The sequence below is a fragment of the Microbacterium sp. IO18 genome, assembly GCF_049099505.1.
Classification (GTDB): domain Bacteria; phylum Actinomycetota; class Actinomycetes; order Actinomycetales; family Microbacteriaceae; genus Microbacterium; species Microbacterium aurugineum.
On the sequence record NZ_JBMJAF010000002.1, the window covers coordinates 635,625 to 657,725 of the forward strand.

22 protein-coding genes are annotated in these 22,101 nt (G+C 68.0%); 6 read left to right on the forward strand and 16 right to left on the reverse strand.

Annotated features, from left to right (window positions below):
* Nucleotides 1-94: 94 nt before the first annotated feature.
* Nucleotides 95-937, reverse strand: a complete 843-nt coding sequence (locus tag ACLF6J_RS14810; protein WP_134352207.1) for a hypothetical protein — start codon at nt 935-937, stop codon at nt 95-97.
* A complete protein-coding gene (locus tag ACLF6J_RS14815) occupies nt 927-1,370 on the reverse strand; it encodes a type IV toxin-antitoxin system AbiEi family antitoxin (protein WP_166804659.1) in 444 nt (147 codons plus the stop codon). The genes ACLF6J_RS14810 and ACLF6J_RS14815 overlap by 11 nt, the downstream gene beginning before the upstream one ends.
* Nucleotides 1,371-2,177: 807 nt before the next feature.
* Between ACLF6J_RS14815 and ACLF6J_RS14820 the strand changes: the two genes are divergently transcribed.
* Entirely contained in the window at nt 2,178-2,951 is a 774-nt protein-coding gene (locus tag ACLF6J_RS14820) for a CPBP family intramembrane glutamic endopeptidase (RefSeq protein ID WP_134352209.1), read from the forward strand.
* A 63-nt stretch (nt 2,952-3,014) separates the two neighbouring features.
* Nucleotides 3,015-3,467 (forward strand): DUF805 domain-containing protein, encoded by a 453-nt coding sequence (locus ACLF6J_RS14825; RefSeq protein ID WP_134352210.1) that lies wholly within the window; start codon nt 3,015-3,017, stop codon nt 3,465-3,467.
* Nucleotides 3,468-3,533: 66 nt separating this feature from the next.
* Here ACLF6J_RS14825 and ACLF6J_RS14830 read toward each other — a convergent pair whose 3' ends face one another.
* Nucleotides 3,534-4,352 (reverse strand): SDR family oxidoreductase, encoded by an 819-nt coding sequence (locus ACLF6J_RS14830; protein ID WP_134352211.1) that lies wholly within the window; start codon nt 4,350-4,352, stop codon nt 3,534-3,536.
* A 101-nt stretch (nt 4,353-4,453) separates the two neighbouring features.
* Between ACLF6J_RS14830 and ACLF6J_RS14835 the strand changes: the two genes are divergently transcribed.
* Entirely contained in the window at nt 4,454-5,098 is a 645-nt protein-coding gene (locus tag ACLF6J_RS14835) for a TetR family transcriptional regulator (RefSeq protein WP_134352212.1), read from the forward strand.
* A gap of 52 nt (nt 5,099-5,150) precedes the next feature.
* Here ACLF6J_RS14835 and ACLF6J_RS14840 read toward each other — a convergent pair whose 3' ends face one another.
* From ACLF6J_RS14840 to ACLF6J_RS14890, 11 genes are all read right to left on the reverse strand, one after another.
* A complete protein-coding gene (locus ACLF6J_RS14840) occupies nt 5,151-5,915 on the reverse strand; it encodes an SDR family NAD(P)-dependent oxidoreductase (protein ID WP_134352213.1) in 765 nt (254 codons plus the stop codon).
* Nucleotides 5,916-5,924: 9 nt separating this feature from the next.
* Nucleotides 5,925-7,505, reverse strand: coding sequence for a GMC oxidoreductase (locus tag ACLF6J_RS14845; protein ID WP_134352214.1), 1,581 nt, complete (start codon nt 7,503-7,505; stop codon nt 5,925-5,927).
* 20 nt (nt 7,506-7,525) lie between these two features.
* Nucleotides 7,526-9,043 carry an MFS transporter gene (locus ACLF6J_RS14850; RefSeq protein ID WP_134352215.1) on the reverse strand — a complete coding sequence of 506 codons (1,518 nt, stop codon included), beginning with the start codon at nt 9,041-9,043 and terminating at the stop codon, nt 7,526-7,528.
* Between the two features lie 125 nt (nt 9,044-9,168).
* Nucleotides 9,169-10,158, reverse strand: coding sequence for a fumarylacetoacetate hydrolase family protein (locus tag ACLF6J_RS14855; RefSeq protein WP_134352216.1), 990 nt, complete (start codon nt 10,156-10,158; stop codon nt 9,169-9,171).
* Complete coding sequence (locus tag ACLF6J_RS14860; RefSeq protein ID WP_134352217.1) at nt 10,155-11,177, reverse strand: amidohydrolase family protein; 1,023 nt, start codon at nt 11,175-11,177, stop codon at nt 10,155-10,157. The genes ACLF6J_RS14855 and ACLF6J_RS14860 overlap by 4 nt, the downstream gene beginning before the upstream one ends.
* Complete coding sequence (locus tag ACLF6J_RS14865; protein WP_134352218.1) at nt 11,174-12,307, reverse strand: FAD-dependent oxidoreductase; 1,134 nt, start codon at nt 12,305-12,307, stop codon at nt 11,174-11,176. The genes ACLF6J_RS14860 and ACLF6J_RS14865 overlap by 4 nt, the downstream gene beginning before the upstream one ends.
* Before the next feature lie 40 nt (nt 12,308-12,347).
* Nucleotides 12,348-13,340, reverse strand: a complete 993-nt coding sequence (locus tag ACLF6J_RS14870) for a cyclase family protein (RefSeq protein WP_047520177.1) — start codon at nt 13,338-13,340, stop codon at nt 12,348-12,350.
* Entirely contained in the window at nt 13,337-14,314 is a 978-nt protein-coding gene (locus ACLF6J_RS14875) for a fumarylacetoacetate hydrolase family protein (protein ID WP_134352219.1), read from the reverse strand. Before ACLF6J_RS14875 ends, ACLF6J_RS14870 begins: the two co-directional genes overlap by 4 nt.
* Before the next feature lie 77 nt (nt 14,315-14,391).
* Nucleotides 14,392-15,408, reverse strand: a complete 1,017-nt coding sequence (locus tag ACLF6J_RS14880; RefSeq protein WP_047520344.1) for a VOC family protein — start codon at nt 15,406-15,408, stop codon at nt 14,392-14,394.
* Nucleotides 15,409-15,473: 65 nt separating this feature from the next.
* Nucleotides 15,474-16,229, reverse strand: coding sequence for a hypothetical protein (locus tag ACLF6J_RS14885; protein WP_134352220.1), 756 nt, complete (start codon nt 16,227-16,229; stop codon nt 15,474-15,476).
* Entirely contained in the window at nt 16,226-17,278 is a 1,053-nt protein-coding gene (locus tag ACLF6J_RS14890) for a Gfo/Idh/MocA family protein (RefSeq protein WP_047520183.1), read from the reverse strand. Before ACLF6J_RS14890 ends, ACLF6J_RS14885 begins: the two co-directional genes overlap by 4 nt.
* Nucleotides 17,279-17,402: 124 nt before the next feature.
* On the opposite strand from ACLF6J_RS14890, the gene ACLF6J_RS14895 reads away from it, so the two are divergent.
* The 3 genes from ACLF6J_RS14895 to ACLF6J_RS14905 all read left to right on the forward strand — a co-directional run bounded on the left by ACLF6J_RS14895 (nt 17,403) and on the right by ACLF6J_RS14905 (nt 20,169).
* Complete coding sequence (locus ACLF6J_RS14895; RefSeq protein WP_134352221.1) at nt 17,403-18,665, forward strand: ROK family protein; 1,263 nt, start codon at nt 17,403-17,405, stop codon at nt 18,663-18,665.
* A gap of 74 nt (nt 18,666-18,739) precedes the next feature.
* Nucleotides 18,740-19,153: a hypothetical protein gene (locus ACLF6J_RS14900; RefSeq protein WP_134352222.1), complete on the forward strand. Its 414-nt coding sequence runs from the start codon at nt 18,740-18,742 to the stop codon at nt 19,151-19,153.
* 32 nt (nt 19,154-19,185) lie between these two features.
* Nucleotides 19,186-20,169, forward strand: coding sequence for a restriction endonuclease subunit R (locus tag ACLF6J_RS14905; RefSeq protein WP_134352223.1), 984 nt, complete (start codon nt 19,186-19,188; stop codon nt 20,167-20,169).
* A gap of 42 nt (nt 20,170-20,211) precedes the next feature.
* Here ACLF6J_RS14905 and ACLF6J_RS14910 read toward each other — a convergent pair whose 3' ends face one another.
* Together ACLF6J_RS14910 and ACLF6J_RS14915 are read right to left on the reverse strand one after the other, a co-directional pair.
* Nucleotides 20,212-21,081, reverse strand: coding sequence for a ThuA domain-containing protein (locus tag ACLF6J_RS14910; protein ID WP_134352224.1), 870 nt, complete (start codon nt 21,079-21,081; stop codon nt 20,212-20,214).
* Nucleotide 21,082: 1 nt separating this feature from the next.
* On the reverse strand, nt 21,083-22,099 hold the full coding sequence (locus ACLF6J_RS14915) for a sugar phosphate isomerase/epimerase family protein (protein ID WP_047520192.1): 1,017 nt from the start codon (nt 22,097-22,099) through the stop codon (nt 21,083-21,085).
* Nucleotides 22,100-22,101: the final 2 nt, after the last annotated feature.

Here is a 22,101-nt window from a genome sequence, read left to right on the forward strand (position 1 = left end):
CACCGGCGGGCAGGGCGTCCTCATCGGACGCCCTGCCCGCCTCGTCATTCCTGGCGCTGAGATGTTCCGGATCGCGGGCGGCCGAGGCGGGCTCCTACGCTTTCTCGAGCTCGTTCAGGAACGAGCGAGCCCCTCCGGCCGCGTCAGCGCGGAGCTGATCGCGAGTCGCCGTGTCACCCGTGATGAGCATCGTTTCGGCGAACACCCCCGCCCATGCCCCAGACGAATCCAGGTAGCGCTCCATCACACGCCGGATTTCCACCGGATCCGACGACTCGTCCGTGGCGGCGAGCTGGCGGGCGACGGCACGAGCGGCTTCTCGCGGGCCGTGCTGATTGTAGAGGATCACGTACATCAAGTCGTACTTGTCCTTATCGAGCATCCTCGAGTGCGCTGCCGCTGCTTTGGCGAGGAGATAGCCGCCGAGATTCGCGAAACGGAGCATCATCGTTTCGGGCGCGTCGCGCATGAATGTGCGCACGCTTGAGGAAACCGCGAGCCGACGCTCCACCGGGTCGTGAAGCGCAGCAGCGGGGCCGGCGATCTTGCTCGCCACAGCGAGAGCTGACCCCGGGAGCGGGACCGTGTCCTCGGTGTGATCCCAGACGTCGCAGAGGAACTCCAGACGTATTCTCGCGTCCCCCGACATCGCGTCCCAGCGCCATCCGTTCGTCGATGCGAACCCTCCCGCGTCGAGCGCGGTGTCCACCCAGGAGAAATCCGGAGCGTTTGCGACGCGGTCGAAGCCGAGAGCGAAAAGTAGATCGATGTCAGTCGTCCCCTGGTGAGGGACGGGTGCGCGGGTCGCCAAGAAGTCGGGATTGAGCCCACCGATCACGACATAGTCCCGCGCGTGCTCGCCCGCGAGCAATGCGAACCGAACGAGAGCGTCCTCCGCACGGACGCGGGCCTCGCGACTGCGAGTCTCAGAATCCAATGGCGACCTCCCTCAGGTGCTCCGCCGCATCGACCGAGCGACCCCGATCGCGCAGAAGGTCACCGTAAACACGGACGGGCGACGCGACGCGAATGCCCCTCTGGTCATCTGCGAGACCGAAGAGGTACTCATCAGCGGTGAACACGCGCACCCGCCCTCCGCGTTCCACTTCATGCACGTCTTCGTGGCTCGACAACGTTCGCCGGACCTCCGCCAAGGTACTGAACGGTACGGCCACGTCCACGGTGGGAATGCTGGTGAGGAACGGGGCGATACGATCCGCCGCCGCGGCACCGGTCAGCGCCCAGTCCAACGCGCTGAGGGAAGAGGCGATCAGCGACAGGGTCTGGGCGTGGTCGCGCCAAGGAACATGGAAGTCCGCCGCCGGAGCCCTGTCCTTCAGCGCGTACTGCCCAGCCCAGTCACTCAGCATGCGCCCTGGATCACGCAGCTCACGTGTCGCGGTGCTCCCACGCTCTGCACCAGTTTTCGCCGTGTACCCCTGTTCGTCGAACTGTCGGAGGACTCGCGCCGCATGGGCGACGGAGACATCGGCGGCTTCCGCGATCGCGCCGACCCGGCCGATCGAGTCAGGAACGTTGCTACGGTGTCGCACTCTCCAGGTGAGGAGAGTCTCCGCGACAGCCCGCGCGGCCCCCGACCATGTGAACGGCCGCCCCGCATCTGCCGGCACCGGGTCGAGTCGTGCGAGGTACACTTCCCCGGGAATGACGATACTCGCGCGCCCGCTCGCATCCACCCACGAAAGCTGCGATTCGTCGAGGAGCTCCCGAGCTCCCGAGCTCATTCGGCGAGCTGCGATGACAGGGAGCCCGTGTACCCCCGCGGGTCCGTGTAGGACGTCGTTCCGGATGCGACGGATGTCGGCGGGGAGGCCTTCACCTGCCCAGATCGGCTGAAGGGCCCAGTGGCGCGTTCCGAGGGAGACATCCACCGCGTCGGCCCGCGGCTCGACGTGAAACTCTGGCGGCAGGACACGCAACAAGATTGCGATTGCGGAGTTTTCTCGCGATGCCATAGTTATCTCCTCGATTGATATTTACTGACTATTCTCAATTTAACCTAGTAAAACTCACTCGGGGAGAAAACAACTCTAGCGGCCAGTCACGGTGAATCCATCGAGTCTGCGAACATTGTCCACGCCGATGACTTCACCGCAGGGGCGAGCCTCGGTCACCACGACGCAGATCCGAAATATCGCGTCTGCCAGAATCACCCCATGAGCTCCCCCGCGCTTCACGTCCGTCCCCGCGTCTGGATCGGTTTCGCGATCTGGATCGCCTACGTCCTCGTCGTCTTCGGCGTGCAGGTCGCGAGCGGGATCCCTTATGACGAGTGGGGTGACAGCGGGAGCAATCTGTTCCTCGGTGGCGGTCTCTCGCTGATCGTCGCCACCATCCTCCTCGCCATCACGACATCGGTGCTCGGATGGTGGCGACCGGCGCTGTTCGAGGATGCCCGGAGCCATCACCGGTGGCCCGTCTTCGTGCCCATCCTCCTCGCGCTCACCGCGATCCTCACCCTCGCCGTCACCGACTGGGCATCCTACGACGGCGCCTTCTTCGCGGCGTCGCTCGTGCTGCTGCTCGTCGGCTTCACCGAGGAGATGACCTCCCGCGGTCTCATGATCGTCGCTCTGCGGAGCCGCCTCTCCGAGGTATGGGTGTGGTTCCTCAGCTCCGCGGCCTTCGGCCTGATGCACTTCATGAACTTCTTCCTCGGTCAGGATCTGGTCCCCACCCTCATCCAGGTCGGCAGCGCCTTCGCGATCGGGACCGTGTTCTACATCCTGCGTCGCACGACCGGGACCCTCATCTGGGCGATGGTGCTGCACGCCGTGTGGGACTTCTCCGTCTTCGCCGTGGGCCACGGCAACCCCGGGCCTCTGGCGAATGCGCTCGGCGTGCTGCAGATGACGATCGGAATCCTCGCCATCGCCGTCGTCTGGTTCACGTTCCGCAGCACCGACACCGCTGAAGGCATCACCCGGTGAAGTCCGAGGCGGCCCCGGGTCGTCGCAGAGTTCACCCGGACGCCGTTCGATAAGGTTCTCGGTGTGACGACGCAGACCGCCCTCAGCGCGCCCCTCTACGGCGCCTCGTTCCCGCAGGCGGTCTCGCGCTTCTTTCGCAAGTACGCGACGTTCAGCGGGAGGGCCAGCCAAAGCGAGTATTGGTGGTGGGTGCTGGCGAACACGCTTGTCGCCGTGGCGTTCAATGCCCTCGGACCCGTGACCGACCCGCAGTGGGACTCTCGACCCGTCAATCTGCTGTCACCGTTCGCAGCGGGAGGTTCCTTCCCGTTGGCGAGCCCCGTCGGCGTGGCGTTCCTCATCTACGCGACGGCGATCCTCATTCCCGCCCTCGCGCTCACCTGGCGACGACTTCACGACACGGATCGCAGCGGTGCGTGGTTCTTCATCGTCTTCGTCCCGATCATCGGCGCCATCGTGCTGTTCGTCTTCACCGTGTTGAGCGCGCGCCCCGCCGGCGCCCGGTTCGACCGCTAGGGCGCGAGGATCGAGCACGTCATCGGCCGAACTTGGCGGACTCGCTGACGACCGCGCGACCGACCGCTATTTGCCTTCGGCCTCGCGCGAGACCGGGGCCCACTCGGCCCACTCGTCGAGGCGCTGCTGATAGATGTGCGGCGCGATCTGGGTGGGCTGTTCACCGAAGAACACACGCAGCGGCGCCTTCTCGGCATCGACCACCTTGAGGATCGCCGATCCGAATCCGACGGGCTCGGGGCTCACGGTGCCGGCCATCCGCGCCGCCATCGCCTCGTGGAGCGGTGCATACGCAGGAAGCGCGTCGGCGGACACAGCGGAAGATCCTGCCCAATCCGTGGCGAACCCACCGGGCTCGACGAGGGTGACCTTGATTCCGAAGCCGGCGACCTCCTGGGCGAGGGACTCCGTGAGACCTTCGAGCGCCCATTTCGATGCGTGGTAGCCGCCGAGAGACGGGAACGCGGCGACGCCGCCGATCGTGGAGATCTGGATGATGTGTCCCGATCCCTGCTCGCGGAGAAGCGGGAGAACGGCCTGCGTGACATGGAAGACGCCGAAGAGGTTCGTCTCCAGCTGGTCGCGCAGCTGCTGCGCGGTGATCTCCTCGACCGTGCCGAAGAGCCCGTACCCTGCATTGTTGATCACGACGTCGAGCCGACCGAACGATTCCTGGGCGGCCCGGACTGCGGCGAAGACCTGGTCCCGATCGGTGACATCCAGCTGAAGCGGAAGGACGGCATCGCCGTACTCGTCCACGAGGTCCTGCAGTGTGTCCGTGTTGCGCGCCGTCGCGGCCACCCTGTCACCTCTCTGCAGCGCCGCGACGACGAACTCCCGGCCGAAGCCCTTCGACGAACCGGTGACGAACCAGACCTTGCTCATGATGCTCCTCGATGTTCTTCGACGTCTTGTGACGCCATGTGCAACTATATGCCTGTTTTGACACCGGGTGTCAAGTACGCCCTCGGTGCTAGCATGGAGACATGAGCGAGGACACGCCCCTGCCGATGCGCGCTCGCACACGGAGGCTCGTGCAGACCGAGCTGACGTCGGTGGCGCAGGATCTGTTCGTCGCCCAGGGGTACGACGCGACCACCGTCGATCAGATCGCCGCAGCGGCGGGGATGTCCAAGCGCACGTTCTTCCGCTACTTCCCTTCCAAGGACGACCTGGTGATCGGCAAGTACGACCTGTTCGCCGATCGCATGGCGGAAGCGCTGGACGACCGCCCCGCCGAGGAACCGGTCTGGGTGTCGCTGCGTCGCGTCTTCGACATCACGCTCGACTACGTCCAGGACGACCGGCAGCGTGCGCGCAACGACGCGATGGACGAGATCGTGCGCAGCTCTCCGCAGCTGAACGCTCGATACCTCGAGCGGATGCAGCGCGTGCAGCAGCTCCTCATCGGACGCGTCGCCACCAGGCTCACCGGCCAGGATCCGGACCCCGCAGACCCCACCGCCGCCGCACTCGTGGGTGCCGCCTTCGCCTGCATGCAGGCCGCACGCAGTGCCTGGTTCGCCTCGGACCGGAGCGCTCCGTTCGGCGACTACCTCGACACGGCCATGGCCGCCTTCCAGACGATCCGCACGACGACCGACCGTGGCGCCGGCCCCCACTCGGGCTGAGTCGACTCCCCGACGACGAAACCGGAGGATGCGCCACCTTCTGGAGACTCGGTCAGGGCGCGGTCCGATCCGCCATGTACTTCGCGCCCGACGAAGACGTGAACCCGCCGTCGACGGGGATCTCCGCGCCCGTGATGTACCGACTCGCGTCCGACATCAGGAACGCCACGACACCGGCGACGTCCGCCGACGTCCCGAACCCTTCGAGTGGCGTCAGCTCCCGCTGAGCCTCTCTCATCGCAGCGGGTGCGTTCGCCGTCATCGGCGTCTCGATGAATCCGGGGTGGACGATGTTGACCCGGATGCCGCGCGCGCCGTACTCGGTGGCGGCAACGTGCGTGAGGCCCCGCAGCGCCCACTTCGACGTCGTGTACGCCGCGGGGTAGTGCGCGTTCAGTCCGGCGGAGGAGCCGATGTTCACGATGGAGGATCCTTCTCCCATCATCGGAGCGAGCGTACGGATGCCGAGCATCGCGCCGGTGACGTTGATCGCGAGAACGCGGTCCCACTCCTCCCGTGTCGTCTGCTCGATGCGTGCCCGATACGTTATCCCCGCGTTGTTGACGAGACCACTCACGGGGCGCGCGGCCACGGCACCGGCGAGCCGCGCCCACCCCTCTTCATCGGCGACATCGAGACGGTGGTATTCGATCCCGGCCTCGACGATCGTGTCGGGCGCGTCATCGGCGATATCGGTGGCGATCACGGCCGCGCCACGCGACGCAAGGAGCAAGGCCTCCTGCAACCCTTGACCGCCGGCCGCTCCCGTCACGACGATGACCCGTTCGTGAAGATCCTGCTGCACTGCGCCGGACATCGGGACGCCTCAGTCGGCCGTCCGTGATCCGACGTGTGCGGCGAGCGCTCTCGCTCCGCGCACGGCGATGGCGACGCTCATCAGGGTCGGGTTCATCGTGTTCGCGGTCGGGATCAGGCCGTTGCCACCCACGACGAGGTTCTCGAACCCCCAGACGCGCGAGTACGGATCCGCGACCGACACCGCGGGGTCCGTGCCGCAGCGCACGGTTCCCATGTAGTGCAGGCTCGAGCCGTTCGGCAGGAGGCGCGGTTCGGCGACGAACGCGCCCAACGCACGGCCTGCGCGACGCAGGCGTTCAGTGGCTTCGGCGATCTCCGCCTCTTCGACCTCGGTCAGGGCGTACTCGATCGTCATGTTGGGAAGCCCGCGGTAGTCGAGCTCGTCATCCGAGAATGAGACGCCGTCCTCGATACGCGGGTGCTTGCGCACGCCGTACCCCATGTTCACGTAGCCCCACCGGTTGCCGGCCGCGGGATGAGCCGGGTCGAGTTGGAAGGGCGGGTTCTCGGCGTACATCACCTGCAAGGAGAACGGATGGTCGGGCTCCGAGAACGGAATGCGGTTCACCGCCGCCACCGGGTCGGCGGGGTTCATCGCGCGTCGTGCGAGCTCTCCCTCCAACTCCTCCTCCGTGACGAGGTCGGCCATGCGCGGAGCGTCGAGCGCGATCGTGGTGATGACGACGTGGTGCTCGGTGAGGTACCTTCCGAGCGGCGCTGGACGGATGCCGGATGCCCACAACAACTGCGGGGAACGGAAGGCGTCTGCCGCGATGACGACCGCGTCTGCGAAGAGGACGGACTGCTCGCCCGTACGGAGGTCTTGGATCGTCACGCCGCTGACCATCCCGTCTTCGTGCTCGATCCGGCGCACGAGGGTGAGGTCGCGCAGCTCGAACCGGGAGGCGAGGTCACCTCCCTCGGTCAGGAGGGGGCCGAGCACGGTGTCGGCGCCGCCCCACAGCATCGAGCCGTCCGGCTGTGGATCACCGGCGACCGGCAACGTGCTCACGCCGTATCCGTCGGGCAGTTCCGCCCCGAACTCGCCCTCGAGCAGCGATCGGATGGCGGCCCCGATCGGTGAGGCCGAGAACGCAGCGCTCTGCTGGTGCAGGAGCCCCTCGGCGGTGGCGATGAGATCCTCCCACTCCGCGTCGTCGATGAACGGGAGCTTCTCGCTGAACGCCGGGCGCGGGATCGCGCACGTCCAGTGCGCCCCCTGGCCACCGACGTTGGTCGCAGCGGCAGCGGCCGGGAACGTCGCGGCGTGAGCGGATCCCTCTCCCCCGAAATCGAGCAGGTGGGTGCCCTGGCGTGCCGTGAACATGCCCTCCACCACGGCTCCGGCCGGAATGCCCAGCGACTCACGGAAGGCTCCGGCCTGCGGACCCTGTGACATCTCCCGCGCCCTCGCCTTCTCGTCCGGGTCGACGATGTTGCGCACGCTCGAGCCGGCAGGCGTGGTCACCTGCGGGCCGGCCTCGAGCATGATCACGCGCGCCGTGGGCGACTGCTCGAGGATCGTCCTCGCGTATGCGGACCCGATCGGGCCACTGCCGACGACGGCGATGAGGGGTGAGTCGGTCATGGTGCTCTCCTTCGAGGCGGTCAGATGGCGGACGTCGACGCCGACGTGACGTCGGTCGGGACTGAGGACGTAGGGGCCACCGACGGAAGCTCGTCCGAGAGCCGCCCTGCCGGCAGCCGGACCGCGGCGATGATGCCGAGCGCGTAGACGGCGGCGAGCGCCGCGAAGATCGGGGCATAGAGGTCGTGGTAGATCACGGCGACCGTATCCTGCACGGCGTCCGCAGCCGTGTGGACCAACTGCGGCGTGAGCGTCGACGGGTCGAGCGACGAAGGCAGCAGCATCGCGACGCCGAAGCCGATCACTCCGCCGATGGCTGCGGTTCCCAGGGTCGAGCCGACCTGGCGGACGAGGTTGCTCATCGCCGTCACGGATCCGAGCTGATCCTGCGGTGCTGCGCTCTGCACGACGGCGACGATCAAGTTCATGAAGGCTCCGGTGCCCAGACCGACCACGCACATCAGAGCGGCCGGCGCCCACAGCGGCACACCGAGCGGCAACGCCGCCATGCCGAGCATTCCCGAGGCGCCCAGGATCGTGCCGATGATCGGATACACGCGATACCGGCCGGTGCGTGCGACGAGGTAGCCCGTGAACAGGTTGCCCACCAGCATCCCGAGCACTGTCGCGATCGGCACCACACCGGACAGTGTCGCACTGGTGCGGAACGCCATCTGGAAGTAGGTGGGAAGGTACGAGGTCATCGCGAAGAGTCCCGCGCCGATGATCGCGGAGAGCCCGAGGCACGCGGCGATGGTCCGATCCCGCAACAACGGCAGCGGAAAGAGGGGAGCCGCGGCCCGCCGCTCGATGAGGAAGAGCGCTGCGAGTCCGCACACCGCGAGAACGAGGCAGACCAGCGACACCGACCGGAGCGTCGCATCGCCGTACCAGGTGACGGCGAGGACGAGAGCCACCAGCGAGAAGGTGAAGACCACAGCGCCCGGGATGTCGAAGCGCGGGCGGGCGCCCCCGGGGAGCGCCGGCACCGCCGTCATCGCGATGACGAGAGCGATGAGACCGACGGGAACGTTCACCCAGAACACCCACTGCCAGCTCAGGTAGTCGGTGATGAGGCCGCCGAGAAGAGGGCCGACGACGATGGCGACCGGGAACGCTGACCCGACGATCGCCATGAATCGGGGACGCTCACGCGGACTCGTGACCCTGGCGATGATGGTCTGCGACATCAGCTGGAGCCCGGCCGAGCTCAACCCTTGGGCGATGCGGGCGCCGACGAGCCATTCGATGCTCGGCGCGAACCCGCAGACGGCGGAGGAGACGATGAACAGCAGCAGCGAGACGAGGAACACCCGGCGCGGCCCCACGACGTCGCCGAGTTTGCCGAGCACGGGGAGCATCACCGTCGCTGCGAGCGTGTACCCGACCATGATCCAGCTCATCTGCTCGAGCGCGCCCAACCCACCGCCGATCGTGGCGATCGAGGTAGAGACGATGGTGTGATCGAGTGCGCCGAGGAAGGACACGACGAGAAGGGATCCGACGAGGAGCCGGAGGCGGAGAGGAGACAGAGTCATGGCGTGTGCACCCGTACGACCGGGTGATCGACGCGACCTGGTGTGCCGCTGCGGCGACCATGCCGAGCGAACGGACTCGATGAGCCCCGACGTCTGCTCCAGCATATCGCTACTTTCGTCGCTTTTCAACCAAAGTTCTCCATGGCACGCGTGCGCCTGCGAGTGCGCACACGAGCGCGAGGGATGGGAGGGGCGGGCACCCGTGCACCGACCGTGTTGACGATCTCGCCGACGCCTTCGATGAGCATCCGCACGGTGTCCCCCGGTTCGAGCGGTGGTGGCGCGGCATCCGGGTTCCGCCCCCAGAGTTCCCCGAGGCATCCGCCGTTTCCGACCGTGCCGGAGCCGAGCACATCGCCGGGAACCACGATCGAATTGCGCGAGGCGTAGGCCACCAGTTCCGGGAAAGGCCAGCCCATGTTCGAGACGAGGTCCTCGCCCACGAGCTCGCCGTTGATGTGCAGCTCCGCACGGATCGCGAGGAATCCCTCCTCGTCCACGAACGGTGAGAGTTCGTCGGCCGTCACGATCCACGGCCCGAGAGTGAGCGCGAAGTCCTTCCCCTTCGCGGGCCCGAGGCGCACCTTCATCTCGCGAGACTGGAGATCGCGGGCGGACCAGTCGTTCATGACCGTGTAGCCGAAGATGTGCGCGGTGGCAGCGGCGGTGTCGAGGTTCTCGCCGGTCGATCCCCGCACCGAGCCGATCACCGCCGCGAGCTCCAGCTCGACATCGAGACGACGCGTCTCCGGCACATCGACCCGCTCCCCGGTCGCGCGGATCGTGTGCGGGTTCGTGAAGTAGAAGGTCGGCGCGTCATACCACTCCGGCACGACCTCGCTCTTCCCGTCGACCGCGGCGCTCACCCCTTCGACATGCTCCTCGAAGGCCACGAAGTCGCGCACCGAGGCGGGAACGAGCGGCGGGAGCAGAACGACGTCCGCGAGCGGCCTCCCCGGACGCGATTCGAGTTCAGACCGCCTGATCAGGGCCGGCTCGAGTCCGTCGGCCAGGAGCGACGCGACCGAGACTCCGTCCGGGAAGGCCACGACCGCATCACCGACGACGACGCCCTCGAGGACCGAGTCGTCGACCGCCCACCGCGCGAGCCTCACGCGCGCACCTTGGCGTCGAGAAGCGCGCGCGCGTTGGCACCGACGATGCGATCGACGATCTCGTTCGGCAGATCCGCCGAACGTACGAAAGCGAGGGGATCATCCAGCCCCATGTCGAAGGGGTAGTCGCTGCCGAGCAGCACTCGCGCACCGCCGACCGTCTCGACCAGGCGCCGCAGGGCGATCGGGTCGTGCACCACGGTGTCGAACCACAGTTTCCGCAGATAGGTCGACGGCGGATGCTCGCATCCCCGCGCCTCCGGCCTGGCCGTCCATGCGCGGTCGGATCGTCCGATCGACAGAGGCAGGTATCCGCCCCCGTGCGCGACCAGGAGCCGCAGACCGGGGTGCCGGTCGAGCACGCCCGAGAAGATCAGGTGCGAGAGGGCGACGGCGTTCTCAGCCGGCTGCCCCACCGTGTTCGACAGGTAGAAGCGGTCGAGTCGTTCGTCGAGCGAGCAGCCGAAGGGGTGCAGGAACACCACGCAGCCGAGTTCCGCAGCGCGCGCCCAGAACGGCTCGAGACCCGGGTGGGAGAGTTCGACGTCGCCGGCGAACGAGGAGATCTCGACGCCCGCCAGCCCGCGCCCGAGCACCGCATCGTCGAGATACTCGACGATGCGGTCGGGATGCTGCAGCGGCACCAGGCCGAGACCGATCAGTCGGTCCGGGGCGTGCGCGACGTGCTCTGCGATCAACCGGTTCGCCTCACCGGCCGCCCAGACGGCGATACCCTCCGGCGCCCACGGGTAGAAGTGGTTCGGCGACGCGCTCACCCATTGCGTGTCGACGCCCTGCTCGTCCATGTCGGCGAGACGAGCGTGGATGTCGGTGAGCTTCCCGATCCGCGAGCCGATCATGCCGCCATTGGTCTTCAGGCTCTCCGCGCCGTTGCGCCGCAGCTCCAGCGCCGCCGCCTCGGCGACCAGCTCCGGGGCGCGCTGCTCGACCCCCGCCTGCAGCGACGGCAGCAGGACGTGCGCGTGCACGTCGACCGTCACCGAACGCTCGGCGCTCATGCCGGCTGCGCCGTGAGCTGAGCGACACGGAACATGAGCCCGCCGGTGTCCGCATCCCGCACGCCGTCGAGTTGCCACTGGCCGAGCTGCACCGACGCGTCGACGATCGCCGAGGCGCGCGGGACGCGGCGCGCATGGAACTCGGCCCACAGCGACTCGTCGATGACGTCGTGGTCGACGAGGAGTTCGGTCAGCACGATCGCGTCCTCGAGTCCCTGCGCGGCGCCCTGCGCGATGGTGGGAGGGCAGCTGTGGGCGGCGTCTCCGATGATGACGACACGTCCGCGGTTCCAGTCGCCCTCGACGAGATGGCGCGTGAACCAGGTGTAGTTCGCGCTGGCACCCGCCTCGATGTCGGCGCGGATGGCGTTCCAGGGACCGTCGTACGCGCGAGACTGCTCGAGCATGATCCGGCGCGATTCGTCGGCATCGACCCCGAACCGGTCCTGCGCCTTCTCGACGAGGAACGCGTACATCGTGTCGTCGCCGGTCGGCGTGTAGCCCGCGATGTACATCGGCCCGCCGTAGTACAGCTCGCTGCGCTCGACGTCGGTCGGGAGTGAGACGAAGGTTCGCCAGATGCCCATCCCGGTGGGCTCCGGTTTCGCGTCGATGCCGATGAGGCCGCGCACGGCGGAGTTGAGGCCGTCCGCACCGATCACGAGGTCGAAGGAGCCGGCCGGTCCACTGTCCAGCACGAGCTCAGCCGCGTCGGCCGTCTGCTCGATGCCGGTCGCGGTCGCACCGAACGTGACGTGCGCGCCGGCCCGTTCGGCGGCGGCGAGAAGGATGCGAGCGAGGTCGGGCCGCGACATCCCCATCGTCGAGGGGTAGTCGGGACCCCCTGTCTTCAGATCGGGCAGCGACGCGACGATCGGGGCACCGGGGCCGGGGGCGCGGAGGTTGAGCCCTTCGAACGCCCTGCCCGCTGCCTCGATCTCCGCCCAGACCCCGAGTTGGTCGAAGGCACGGAGCGCGTTGCCCTGCAACGTGATGCCGGAGCCCTGGGCGCTGAGTTCCGGTTTGGCCTCGAAGACCTCGACCGTCACCCCCGCGCGGGCGAGTTGGATGGCGGCGGCGAGTCCGGCGACTCCGGCGCCGACGATGGCGACGCGGTTGACTGCGGTCATGACAGAACCTCTCTGTTCTGGGGCTGGTGGGTGGCGGCGGTCAGAGGATGGCGACGGGGTTGATCGGGGAACCGACCGCGCCCGTGATGGGCAGGGGCGGGGCCGAGAGGAGGAACTCCCAGCTTCCTCGCTCGAGGCAGGCGTCCGCGAGCTCGTCGAGGTTCCACATCTCACCGATCGTGAGGCCCATGTTCGGGATCACGACCTGATGGAGCGGCTGGAACGCCGGAGCATCGAACTCGTTCGGACGCACCTCGAACCCCCAGGTGTCGGTCGCGATCGCGGCGATCTCGGTGCGGTGCAGCCAGCCGGCCGTCGTGAGCGAGAGCCCGGGGGCGGCACCACCGGCGTAGTCACCCCACCCCTCGCGGCGGGTCCGGGCGTACTGCCCGGTGCGGATGAGCACGATATCGCCTCTGCCGACGTCGACACCCTGCGCGCGGATGCACGACTCGATGTCGGCGACCGTGATCGCGTATCCGTCTGCCAGCTCGCCCGTGTCGGGCTCGAGGTGTCGGCCGATGTCGAGCAGCACACCGCGTCCGACGATGACGCCGGCCGCGTGTTCGATACCGGTCACGAGATCACCGTCGCTCGTGACGACGTCTCCCGCCCGTCGACCGTTCCACGCCACGCCGTGGTCGAAGATGTGGCCGAGGCCATCCCACTGCGTCGAGCACTGCAGCGGCATCGCGATCACGTCGTCTGCACCACCCATGCCGTGCGGGAAGCCCTGGTTGGCGCGCTCGGCGTCGGTGCCGGTGTCCGTCATCGTGTGCACGGGGTTCGTGCGTCGACGCCAGCCCTTCTGCGGACCGTCGGTGTCGAAGCTCTGTGCGAGCGAGACGACACGCCCGCTCGAAACGAGCTGTGCCGCGCGAACCCTCGCCGCGTCGTCGATGAAGTTGAGGGTACCCAGCACATCATCCTCGCCCCAGCGTCCCCAGTTCCGATACGCCTCGGCTCTGCGGGCGATCTCCGCGGCGGGGTCGGTGCGGTCGAGGCCCCTCGGGTCCTCATCGGCGGCGCTCACGAGCGGACCTCGGCGACACAACGCACGATCTGGGCGCCGAGACCGCTGATGGCTCCACGCATCTCATCGCCGTCCCGGAGGAAGCGCTTCCAATGCTGACCGTTGCCGGCCGGGCTGCCCGTGAGGAGGAGGTCGCCGGGGAGGAGCGGCATGGTCTGGCTCGCCGCCGAGACGAGAGCGGGCACGTCGAAGAGCAGATCGTTCGACGAGGAGTCCTGCTTGGTCTCGCCGTTGAGCTCCAACGTCACGCGGACGGCGGAGGGATCGATCAACCCTGACGGAACCAGGAACGGCCCGGTCGGGAGGAACCCGGGGGCGTTCTTGGCGCGGTACCAGTCGGTGCCGATCTCTTTCATGTCCTTGCGGAAGACGAGATCGCGCGTGGTGACGTCATTGACGATCGTGTAGCCGGCGACGTGGTCGAGCGCCTCCTCCCGGGAGACGCGGAACGCCTCGCGACCGATCACCACCGCGAGTTCGAGTTCCCAGTCGTGCACCTCACTGTACGAGGGAAGCAGGAGGGGCTCATCGTCACCGACGACGCATGCGGGCAGCCCGATGAAGAAGTAGGGCTCGCCGTTCGCGGCCCGCTCATCCATCATGTCGGCCGCGAACGCTCTGGCCTCCTCGGGAGTGCGGTCCGTGTTCTGCGTGAGACCGGCGGCCACGAGTTCGATCACGTGCTGGCGGTAGTTGGCGCCGGTCTGCAGCACCTGGCGCGGCTCGACGGGGGCGGTGAGCGTCACGTCCGCGAGCGACCGCCACGGACCGTCGGCGTCGACGAGGGCTGCGAGCCGCTCCCACCCCGCGAACGCGTCCGCGAGGAAGGCGTTCAGGCCGTCCGCACCGAGTTCAGCGGGTCCGACCGGACGGATGCGGTCGCCGGCGACGAGGCCGAGACTCACCCCGTCTCCGTCGCGGAAGCGTGCGAGTGCGAAGCGGCTGTCGAGTTCTCTGCGGGACGTCATCGTCATTCCTTGATCGTGCGTGTCGAGCGGAGGGAAGGGATAGGGATGCCGGTCGCCCTCCCGCGACCGGCATCCTGCTCTCGTCAGCCCTGTCCGTGCTTGGCGTAGGGGTTGAAGAGCGCTTCCTTGATCTCGTCGGGAACGCCCTCCTCGGTCGCCGAGGGCCCGTCCGCCGGCGGGAACGACTCCGTCATCGACATCGGCATCGCACCGTTGCGGTAGAAGTTGTTCGAGCCGAGCGAGGGCTTCCAGGTGTTGGCCTCCCAGTCCGGGACGTAGTTGCGGTACCCGCCGGTGTTGAGCTCGATGCGCAGCGTCGACGGCTCGCGGTAGTAGAGGAACGTCTGCTCGCCGATGCCGTGGATGTTGGGGCCGTACTCGATCGGGACACCGTTCTCCATCAGGGTGTCTGCGGCGATGAGCAGCTCCTCGCGGGTGTCGACCCAGAAGGCGTAGTGATTCACGCGACCGGCGCGGGTCGACCCGTCGAGCACGACGCCCAGGTCGTGCGATTTCTCGTTCGTCGTGAGCACCGAGAACACGGAGATGGGCGCTTCATCGAGAACCGTGCGGGCCATGAAGCGGAATCCGAGGACGTCGACGTACCACTTCACGAAGGCGTCGACGTCGGAGGTCGCGACGGTGACATGGTCGAGCTGACGCGGTGCGCCGGCGATCTTGCTGCGCTTCTCCGGCCGGTCGGGGTAGATCGACGCGGCATCGGTCGTGGACACGTGACGCTCGACATCCCAGTGCAGGGTCATGTCGTGGCCGAACGGGCCGGTGAACCGGTACGCGCGTCCGATCTTGAACCCGTCGATCCACTCCCCCTGGATGCCGGCCGCCTCGACGCGCTTCGCGGCCTCCTCGAGAGCTTCGGCACTCGAGGTGCGCCATGCCATCGTCTCGAGGGCGGGCTCGTCACCGGGGACGACGACGACGGAGTACGCGTAGTAGTCGCCCCAGCAACGGAGGTAGACGCGACCGTCTTCGCGAGCGACCTCGGTGAGGCCGACCTGGGTCTTGTAGAACTCCACGGATGCCTCGACGTCGGGCGACGTGATCGCCACGTACGAGAGGTGGGAGAGAAGCTTGATCATCATCGATCCTTTCGATACCGGCCGTGTCATCCGGCCGCGTATCCACTATCGCCAGCCGAGGCTCATCAGGGAATCCGTGGTTGCCGATCCCCGTCATCACCTTCACTTATGAGCTGAAACAGTTGGGCAGCGATCGACGAATCGCTCACGTACTCGTCGAAGTCGGCGACGACCGCACCGGATCGGCACGCCTCGACGGCGCGGCGCAGGGCGACCCGGGCGGGATCCTCCCATCGCATCGGCAGCAGGAGTTCGCCCGCTTCATCGGCCACGCGAACCCGCGGCGTTCGACGATCGTCATCGATGCGGATCTCGACCCGGCGAGGCCCGATGCCGGCGACCCTCAGCACCGGCGTGCCCGTCTCCCGCTGCCGGATCTGCAACGTCACGACCGCATCGCCCGCGCGCGCTTCCGCGATCCCCCCAGCACGCGTCGCGGCACCGACACCGGGTCGCAGTTCGGCATCGGCGAGTGTCCGAACCCACGCCACCACATCTGTCAGCACGGTGTGCAACTCGCGGGCCGGCGCCGTCACCTCGACCTCGATGCGCGGAAACCATCCGCGCTCCCCCACGAGGTCCTGCGCGACGTCCGTCCGGAACCACGCACGATCGATCACGACGGATGCCGCGGGTGGGTCGATCGGCACCCCGCGACCGGCGGACAAGAGCACGAGCTGGTCGCCTCTGCTCTTCGACCTCCGAGACCCGATCACGATGTCCGCGTCGTGGATGTCCGAGGCGACGACCGCCGATGCGGTGAGCTCGGCCAGTGCGATGCGATACTCGTCGTCGGCGGCGAACACGCGCACACCGGTCACGATGCTGCTCCGTCGCGGATCCATGCCGCTGCGGCGTCGGCGATGTCGACCGCGTAGTGCGCGTCCGCCCTGATCTCGTCATACTCGACCGCCTCTTCCCCCGAGAGGAGGGCAGCCAGACCACGCCACTCGGCGACGTAGCCGTCCACCGGCTCGCGGCGATGCTCGGTGCGACCCCCCTGGAGCGCGCGCACCTCGACGCCGGCGCTACCCGCGTGCACGAAGGCCGGGGGGAAGGACACCTCCACCTCGTCGGCCTGTGTCAACACGCGCAGCACCCAGGCGGCATCCGCCCCTCCGGGGAGCATGACGGCGGTGAGCGAGATCGGGATGCCATCGGCGATCAGACCGATCGCATAGCCGATGGGTGGCACCGGCCGCGCGTACACGATCCGCTCGAACCGCGGTGCGAGGTCCCTGATGAGGGGGAGGTCGTGAACCGCGAGTCCGAGCACGAGACTGTGCACCACAGCTGAGGCGAACCCGGGATCATTCCAGTCGGGAGCCGGGCGCGCGGCATTCGACGACGCCGCTGTCTCCTCGCTGACGACCGCGTGGTATCGGTCGTTGGGAGGGAGCGCGAGGCTCACGGTGATCGAGTCGATGCGGCCCCCGTGCGCGAGCAGATGCTTCTTCGCCCTGGTCCACGCGGGGTCGTAGACGTGGTTCGTCCCGACGACGAGGGCCGCCCCTCGCGCGCGGCACTCGTCGATCACGGCATCCACGTCCTCGTGCGTCAGTCCGATCGGCTTCTCGCAGAGGATCGAACGCTTTCCCGCGTCGAGCGCCGCGAGGATCTGCGCCGCGTGGTGCTCCGGCGGGCTGCAGATGACCACCACATCCACCTCGGGGTCGCCCAGAAGCGACTCGGCCCCGGTGGACGAGCGTGCACCGAATGAGTCGGCGAGCCGACCGGCGGCACCGCTTCCGGAGTCCGCCACGTGCACGACGGCGAAGGTGTCACCGAGGCGGGCGAGCGTCGGCGCATGCAACGCCCGGGCGCCTGGGCCTGCGCCGATGATCCCCACCCCGTACGGCTTCTTCGCCATGCGTCGATCTCCTCGCAGAAGGGGCTAAACTTCCCACTTAAGCCGAAAGCCTACATAAGATGCGGCGATCTCGACACTTCGCACATCAACGGGGCACGGACTCTTCTTCATGTCAGGATGTGCCATGGCCAGCGAATCGACCCTCCGCTTCTCCGCTCAGACGGACGAGGTGACGAGCCTCCTCCGCATCGTCAACATGGTCCGCACGGGCGAAGCGATGACGCGGCCCGAGATCGGACGCATCACCGGCTTGGGCCGAGGGGTCGTCACCCAGCGCATCGACCAGGCGATCGAGATGGGGTTCCTCGCGGACAGCGAGCTCGCCCCCTCGACCGGAGGCCGCTCGGCGCGAACCCTGCGCTTCCGCAGTGAGCAGGGGCTGATCATCGTCTGTGCGCTCGGCGCCCTGCACATCCGCGTGGGCATCGCCGATCTCGACGGGACGCTCATCGCACACACGCACGAGCCCTGGGACATCGCGAGCGGACCGGAGAAGACCCTCGCCCGCACGATGGAGCTGGCCGATGCCCTGCTGACGAAGCAGGGGGAAGCACCGGTCTGGGCCGTGACGGTCGGCCTTCCCGGCCCGGTGGACTTCGCGCACGGACGACCTGTCGCGCCGCCGATCATGCCGGGGTGGAACGGTTTCGACGTGCGCGGCGCGATCCAGGAGCACTTCGACGCCCCCGCCTGGATCGACAACGACGTCAACCTGCTCGTCTTCGGTGAGCGCGCTCGACGCGACGCCGCAACCGACGACCTGATCTACTGCAAGATCGGATCGGGGATCGGGTCCGGCCTGCTCTCCCAGGGGAGGGTGCATCGCGGCGCGAACGGTGCCGCCGGTGACATCGGCCACGTGCGGGTGAGCGGCTCGGAGGAACCGTGCCGTTGCGGCAAGGTCGGCTGTCTCGAAGCGGTCGCCGGCGGGTGGGCGCTGGTGCGCGATGCCCGTCGCGCGATCGAGAACGGCGCCACCGGCCAGCTCGCGGAGGCCGCGCACACCGGCGGACAGCTCACACCGGAGGCCATCGCCAGGGCGGCCGAGAACGGGGACAGCCTCGCCATCAGCCTCGTGCAGCACTCCGCGCGCGTGGTGGGGGAGGCGGCGGCGACGCTGGTCAACGTCTTCAATCCGAAGATCTTCATCATCGGCGGCGCGGCGGCCGCGGCGGGCGAGCTCTTCCTCGCCGAGGTGCGGCAGCGCGTCTACGAGCTCTCGCTCCCCCTCGCGACACGCGACCTCCAGATCGTCCCGTCGGTGAACGATGCGCAGGAGCCGCTGCGTGGCGGCGCTGCCCTCGCGATCGAGACACTATTCGTCACCACCTTCCCCCGCTGGTTCTCGGGAGGACGCCCGACGGTGCACGTCACGTCACCCGCCTGACCACTCCCTTCCACTTCTTCCCGAATCAGGCATAAGTCGGTAGCTTATGTTCTGAAGAAGCACGAAGGAGTGACATGACTCTGGCCATCCTGCGCGAGGACGCCCTCACAGCCGACGGCGAGGGGTCCGCGCTGCGACTCTCGCTTCCGTGGATACGTTCTCTTCCGCTCGCGTGCCTGCGAGGGCTCCGGCTCGAGGTCGACGGCTCCCCCGTCGACGACCTCCGCATCCGACTCGCCGACGGCGACCTCGCCCCGCAAGAACTTGAAGGCGTTGACCGGTGGTGGTTCGTGCAGGATCGCATCGTGCTCGTCGGCATCCCTGCCCTGAACCCCGGCGCGCACCTCCTGGCGGTCTCGTTCACCCTGCTCATCCCCTATCTCCCTGGCGGACCGGACACCCCGCTCGCCCTCCCCTTCCGCGAAGAGCGCGCGTGCGCTGTCGACGTGCGGCTCCCCCGACCCGACGTGTCACGCGACGCCGCGTGACCCGCCCGCCCCGATCGAATGCGAGTGCACCCATGACCGACCCCGATGACTGGACGCTCACCGCCAGTGCGTTCAATTGGACGCCCGACGTCATCCGCGCCGAGCGCACCGCCGCGGACATCGCCGTCGACATCGTCGCTGACGGCGTCGCCTCGGCGATCGAGGTCGAGGCCGGCCAGGTCTGGCGCGGCTTCCCGGCGCCGACGGATACCGAGGCGCGGGAACTCCGCGAGCGACTGGCCGCGGTCGGCGGCCGGATCAGCATCGTCGGCGCGAGCATCGATGACTGGACACCCGACGGACGACGGCGCACCGATCAGGAACGCTACGACTTCCTCCTGCCGCAGTTGCGCGCCGCCCACCACGCCGGCGCCCTCGGCGTGCGGGTGCCGATCGGGCAGCCGGGCCGGGAGCTGCTCGAGCGGCTACTGCCGGTGCTGCACGATCTCGACCTCGTGCTGTTCGAAGAGGCCCAGGGGCAGCAGACACCGCAGGCTCAACCCGACGCGTTCGACGCGATCGCGGCGCTCGACGACCCGCACGTCCGCGTTCTCCTCGACATCAGCATGCTGATGCCCTCGCTGCCCGAGAGCTACATCGACGTGCTGCGACGCGGCGGCGTGGACGAGGCGCTGGTGGAACAGCTGAGCACGGCGTGGCGCGCGCCCGAGACACACGACGCGGTCCTCGCCGCAGTGCGGGGCGGCACCGTGCCGCCGTCCGTGCACACCATGTTCATGAATCTCATCGTGCGATTCGGCCGATCCGACGCGAGAGACCTCCGCGGGGTGATCCCCCTGGTCGCCGGCGCACACCTGAAGTTCTGGGACCTCGACGACACCGACGGTCGGATCTCCCGGCCCATCGCTGACCTCGCTCGCGAGCTGCGGGTGGCCGGGTTCGCCGGCACGCTCTGCAGCGAGTGGGGCGGACACGAGTGGATCGCGGATGTGACGCCCGCGGATGCCACGCGTCGGCATCTCGACCTCGCGCGAGCAGCGCTTGCCGGCATCTGACCAGCGTCACCTCCGCACCCACGCGGGTGCGGAGGCGTCGACTCAGCCCTCCTGGTTGTAGTAGGGCCAGGGCAGGAACCGCCGCTCGCCGCGACGATCCGGACCGGTGAGGGAGATCTCGCCGGTCGCCGCCCACTCCACACCGCGCGGGAACATGCGGATGAACTCGATGCGACGGAACGTGTCGATGTCATGACCGATCGTGATCGTGAAGCTGCGGCCGGCACCGTACTCGTTGATCCACGCGACGGGCTGGTGCGTGTTCACGCCGATCATCCCGCTGAGCCCCTCATCCGGGATGTCCACCGGGTAGTGCTTCATCGGCCAGACCGGTGCGTTCTCATACGACTCCAAGTCATCGAAAACGCTGAGCAGCACCTGCGCACCGTCGTACATCTCCACGCCCATGAGGATGTCGTCACCCGTGACGGTCCACGTCGCGCTGATGCCGTCGGTGATCTCGTGGCGTGGCTCGGCCGTGTGCACGAGCGCCTCACCCCAGGGCCGCGGGCGCAGACCCGTCGACAGGTTGAGTTTCGCGCCACGCATGACGTTGTACTCCTCGGGATAGCCCCAGTCGTCCTCCTGCACGGAGGAGCCGTGGAACCACACGATGCCCTTGCCGTCCTCCCGCACGAATTTCAGCAGCGCGGCGTCGGTCTCGGCACCGAAGCCGACAGCCTTGTCGAAGAAGCCGTCGCGTCCCTCGAAGACCACGATCACGACGTCGTACTTGTCGATGATGTCGGCGCCGAGACCGCGCGGGTCCTCGATGACGCGGACCCGGAACCGGCCGGTGTCTTCGAGGAGGGCCGTGATCCACTCGTTGTGCTTGCGGAAGCTGCGGAACTCGTTGTCGTGCTCCCGAGTCATATGACCTGAGAGGATGAGGGCGTTCAGCATGTCCGCCATGTCAGTGCGATCCGTCGGTGTGGGTGGAGAAAGCCGAGTCGAACTGCGCGTGCGGCGGGGTGATCTCGGCGAGCTTGCGGACGAAGGCGAGCGCCTCGGGTCCGCCGACGAGACGATCCATGCCCGCGTCCTCCCACTCCACGCTCGTCGGGCCCTCGTAGCCGATGGAGTTGAGGGCGCGGAAGATCGGCTCCCACGGCACCGCTCCGTGGCCGGTCGACACGAACGTCCATCCCCGGCGCGGGTTGCCCCACGGCAGGTGCGAGCCCAGCCGGCCGTTGCGGCCGTCGAGGTAGGTGACCGACTCCTTCACATGGACGTGGAACACGTGCTCGGCATAGTCGAGGACGAAGGCGACCGGGTCGAGCTGCTGCCACACGAAATGCGAGGGGTCGAAGTTGAACCCGAAGCTCTTGCGGTGGCCGATCGCCTCCAGAGTCGCCTTCGCGGTCCAGTAGTCGTACGCGATCTCCGAAGGGTGCACCTCCAGCGCGAACCGCACGCCGACCTCCTCGAACACGTCGAGGATCGGGTTCCAACGGTCCGCGAAGTCCTGGTATCCGGCGGCGATCCACTCCTCGGATGCCGGCGGGAACATCGCCACGGCCTTCCAGATCGACGACCCGGTGAAGCCGGTCACGGTGGATACGCCGAGCTTCGCCGCGAAGCGCGCGGTGTCCTTGAGCTCCTCCGCCGCGCGGAGACGCACACCCTCCGGTTCGCCGTCGCCCCACACCCTGTCGGAGAGGATGTCGCGGTGTCGGGCGTCGATCGGATCATCGCACACCGCCTGGCCGGCGAGGTGATTGGAGATGGTCCAGACTTTCAGACCGTTGCGCGCCAGGATTTCCTTGCGGCTCTGCACGTAGGCCTCGTCGTCCCAGCGCGAGACATCGATGTGGTCGCCCCAGCACGCGATCTCGAGGCCGTCGTAACCCCACTCGCCCGCGAGCCGTGCCACCTCCTCGAACGGCAGATCGGCCCACTGGCCGGTGAAGAGGGTGATCGGTCTGGACATCG

Excerpts from the sequence above, each read along its gene's own strand:
- ACLF6J_RS14865 (WP_134352218.1), bottom strand. The coding sequence starts at position 12,307 with ATGACCGCAGTCAACCGCGTCGCCATCGTCGGCGCCGGAGTCGCCGGA.
- ACLF6J_RS14910 (WP_134352224.1), bottom strand. The coding sequence starts at position 21,081 with ATGGCGGACATGCTGAACGCCCTCATCCTCTCAGGTCATATGACTCGG.
- ACLF6J_RS14915 (WP_047520192.1), bottom strand. The coding sequence starts at position 22,099 with ATGTCCAGACCGATCACCCTCTTCACCGGCCAGTGGGCCGATCTGCCG.
- ACLF6J_RS14900 (WP_134352222.1), top strand. The coding sequence starts at position 18,740 with ATGACTCTGGCCATCCTGCGCGAGGACGCCCTCACAGCCGACGGCGAG.
- ACLF6J_RS14875 (WP_134352219.1), bottom strand. The coding sequence starts at position 14,314 with ATGACGATGACGTCCCGCAGAGAACTCGACAGCCGCTTCGCACTCGCA.
- ACLF6J_RS14845 (WP_134352214.1), bottom strand. The coding sequence starts at position 7,505 with ATGACCGACTCACCCCTCATCGCCGTCGTCGGCAGTGGCCCGATCGGG.
- ACLF6J_RS14895 (WP_134352221.1), top strand. The coding sequence starts at position 17,403 with ATGGCCAGCGAATCGACCCTCCGCTTCTCCGCTCAGACGGACGAGGTG.
- ACLF6J_RS14890 (WP_047520183.1), bottom strand. The coding sequence starts at position 17,278 with ATGGCGAAGAAGCCGTACGGGGTGGGGATCATCGGCGCAGGCCCAGGC.
- ACLF6J_RS14835 (WP_134352212.1), top strand. The coding sequence starts at position 4,454 with ATGAGCGAGGACACGCCCCTGCCGATGCGCGCTCGCACACGGAGGCTC.
- ACLF6J_RS14880 (WP_047520344.1), bottom strand. The coding sequence starts at position 15,408 with ATGATCAAGCTTCTCTCCCACCTCTCGTACGTGGCGATCACGTCGCCC.
- ACLF6J_RS14840 (WP_134352213.1), bottom strand. The coding sequence starts at position 5,915 with ATGTCCGGCGCAGTGCAGCAGGATCTTCACGAACGGGTCATCGTCGTG.
- ACLF6J_RS14815 (WP_166804659.1), bottom strand. The coding sequence starts at position 1,370 with ATGCTGAGTGACTGGGCTGGGCAGTACGCGCTGAAGGACAGGGCTCCG.
- ACLF6J_RS14905 (WP_134352223.1), top strand. The coding sequence starts at position 19,186 with ATGACCGACCCCGATGACTGGACGCTCACCGCCAGTGCGTTCAATTGG.
- ACLF6J_RS14860 (WP_134352217.1), bottom strand. The coding sequence starts at position 11,177 with ATGAGCGCCGAGCGTTCGGTGACGGTCGACGTGCACGCGCACGTCCTG.
- ACLF6J_RS14830 (WP_134352211.1), bottom strand. The coding sequence starts at position 4,352 with ATGAGCAAGGTCTGGTTCGTCACCGGTTCGTCGAAGGGCTTCGGCCGG.
- ACLF6J_RS14850 (WP_134352215.1), bottom strand. The coding sequence starts at position 9,043 with ATGACTCTGTCTCCTCTCCGCCTCCGGCTCCTCGTCGGATCCCTTCTC.
- ACLF6J_RS14820 (WP_134352209.1), top strand. The coding sequence starts at position 2,178 with ATGAGCTCCCCCGCGCTTCACGTCCGTCCCCGCGTCTGGATCGGTTTC.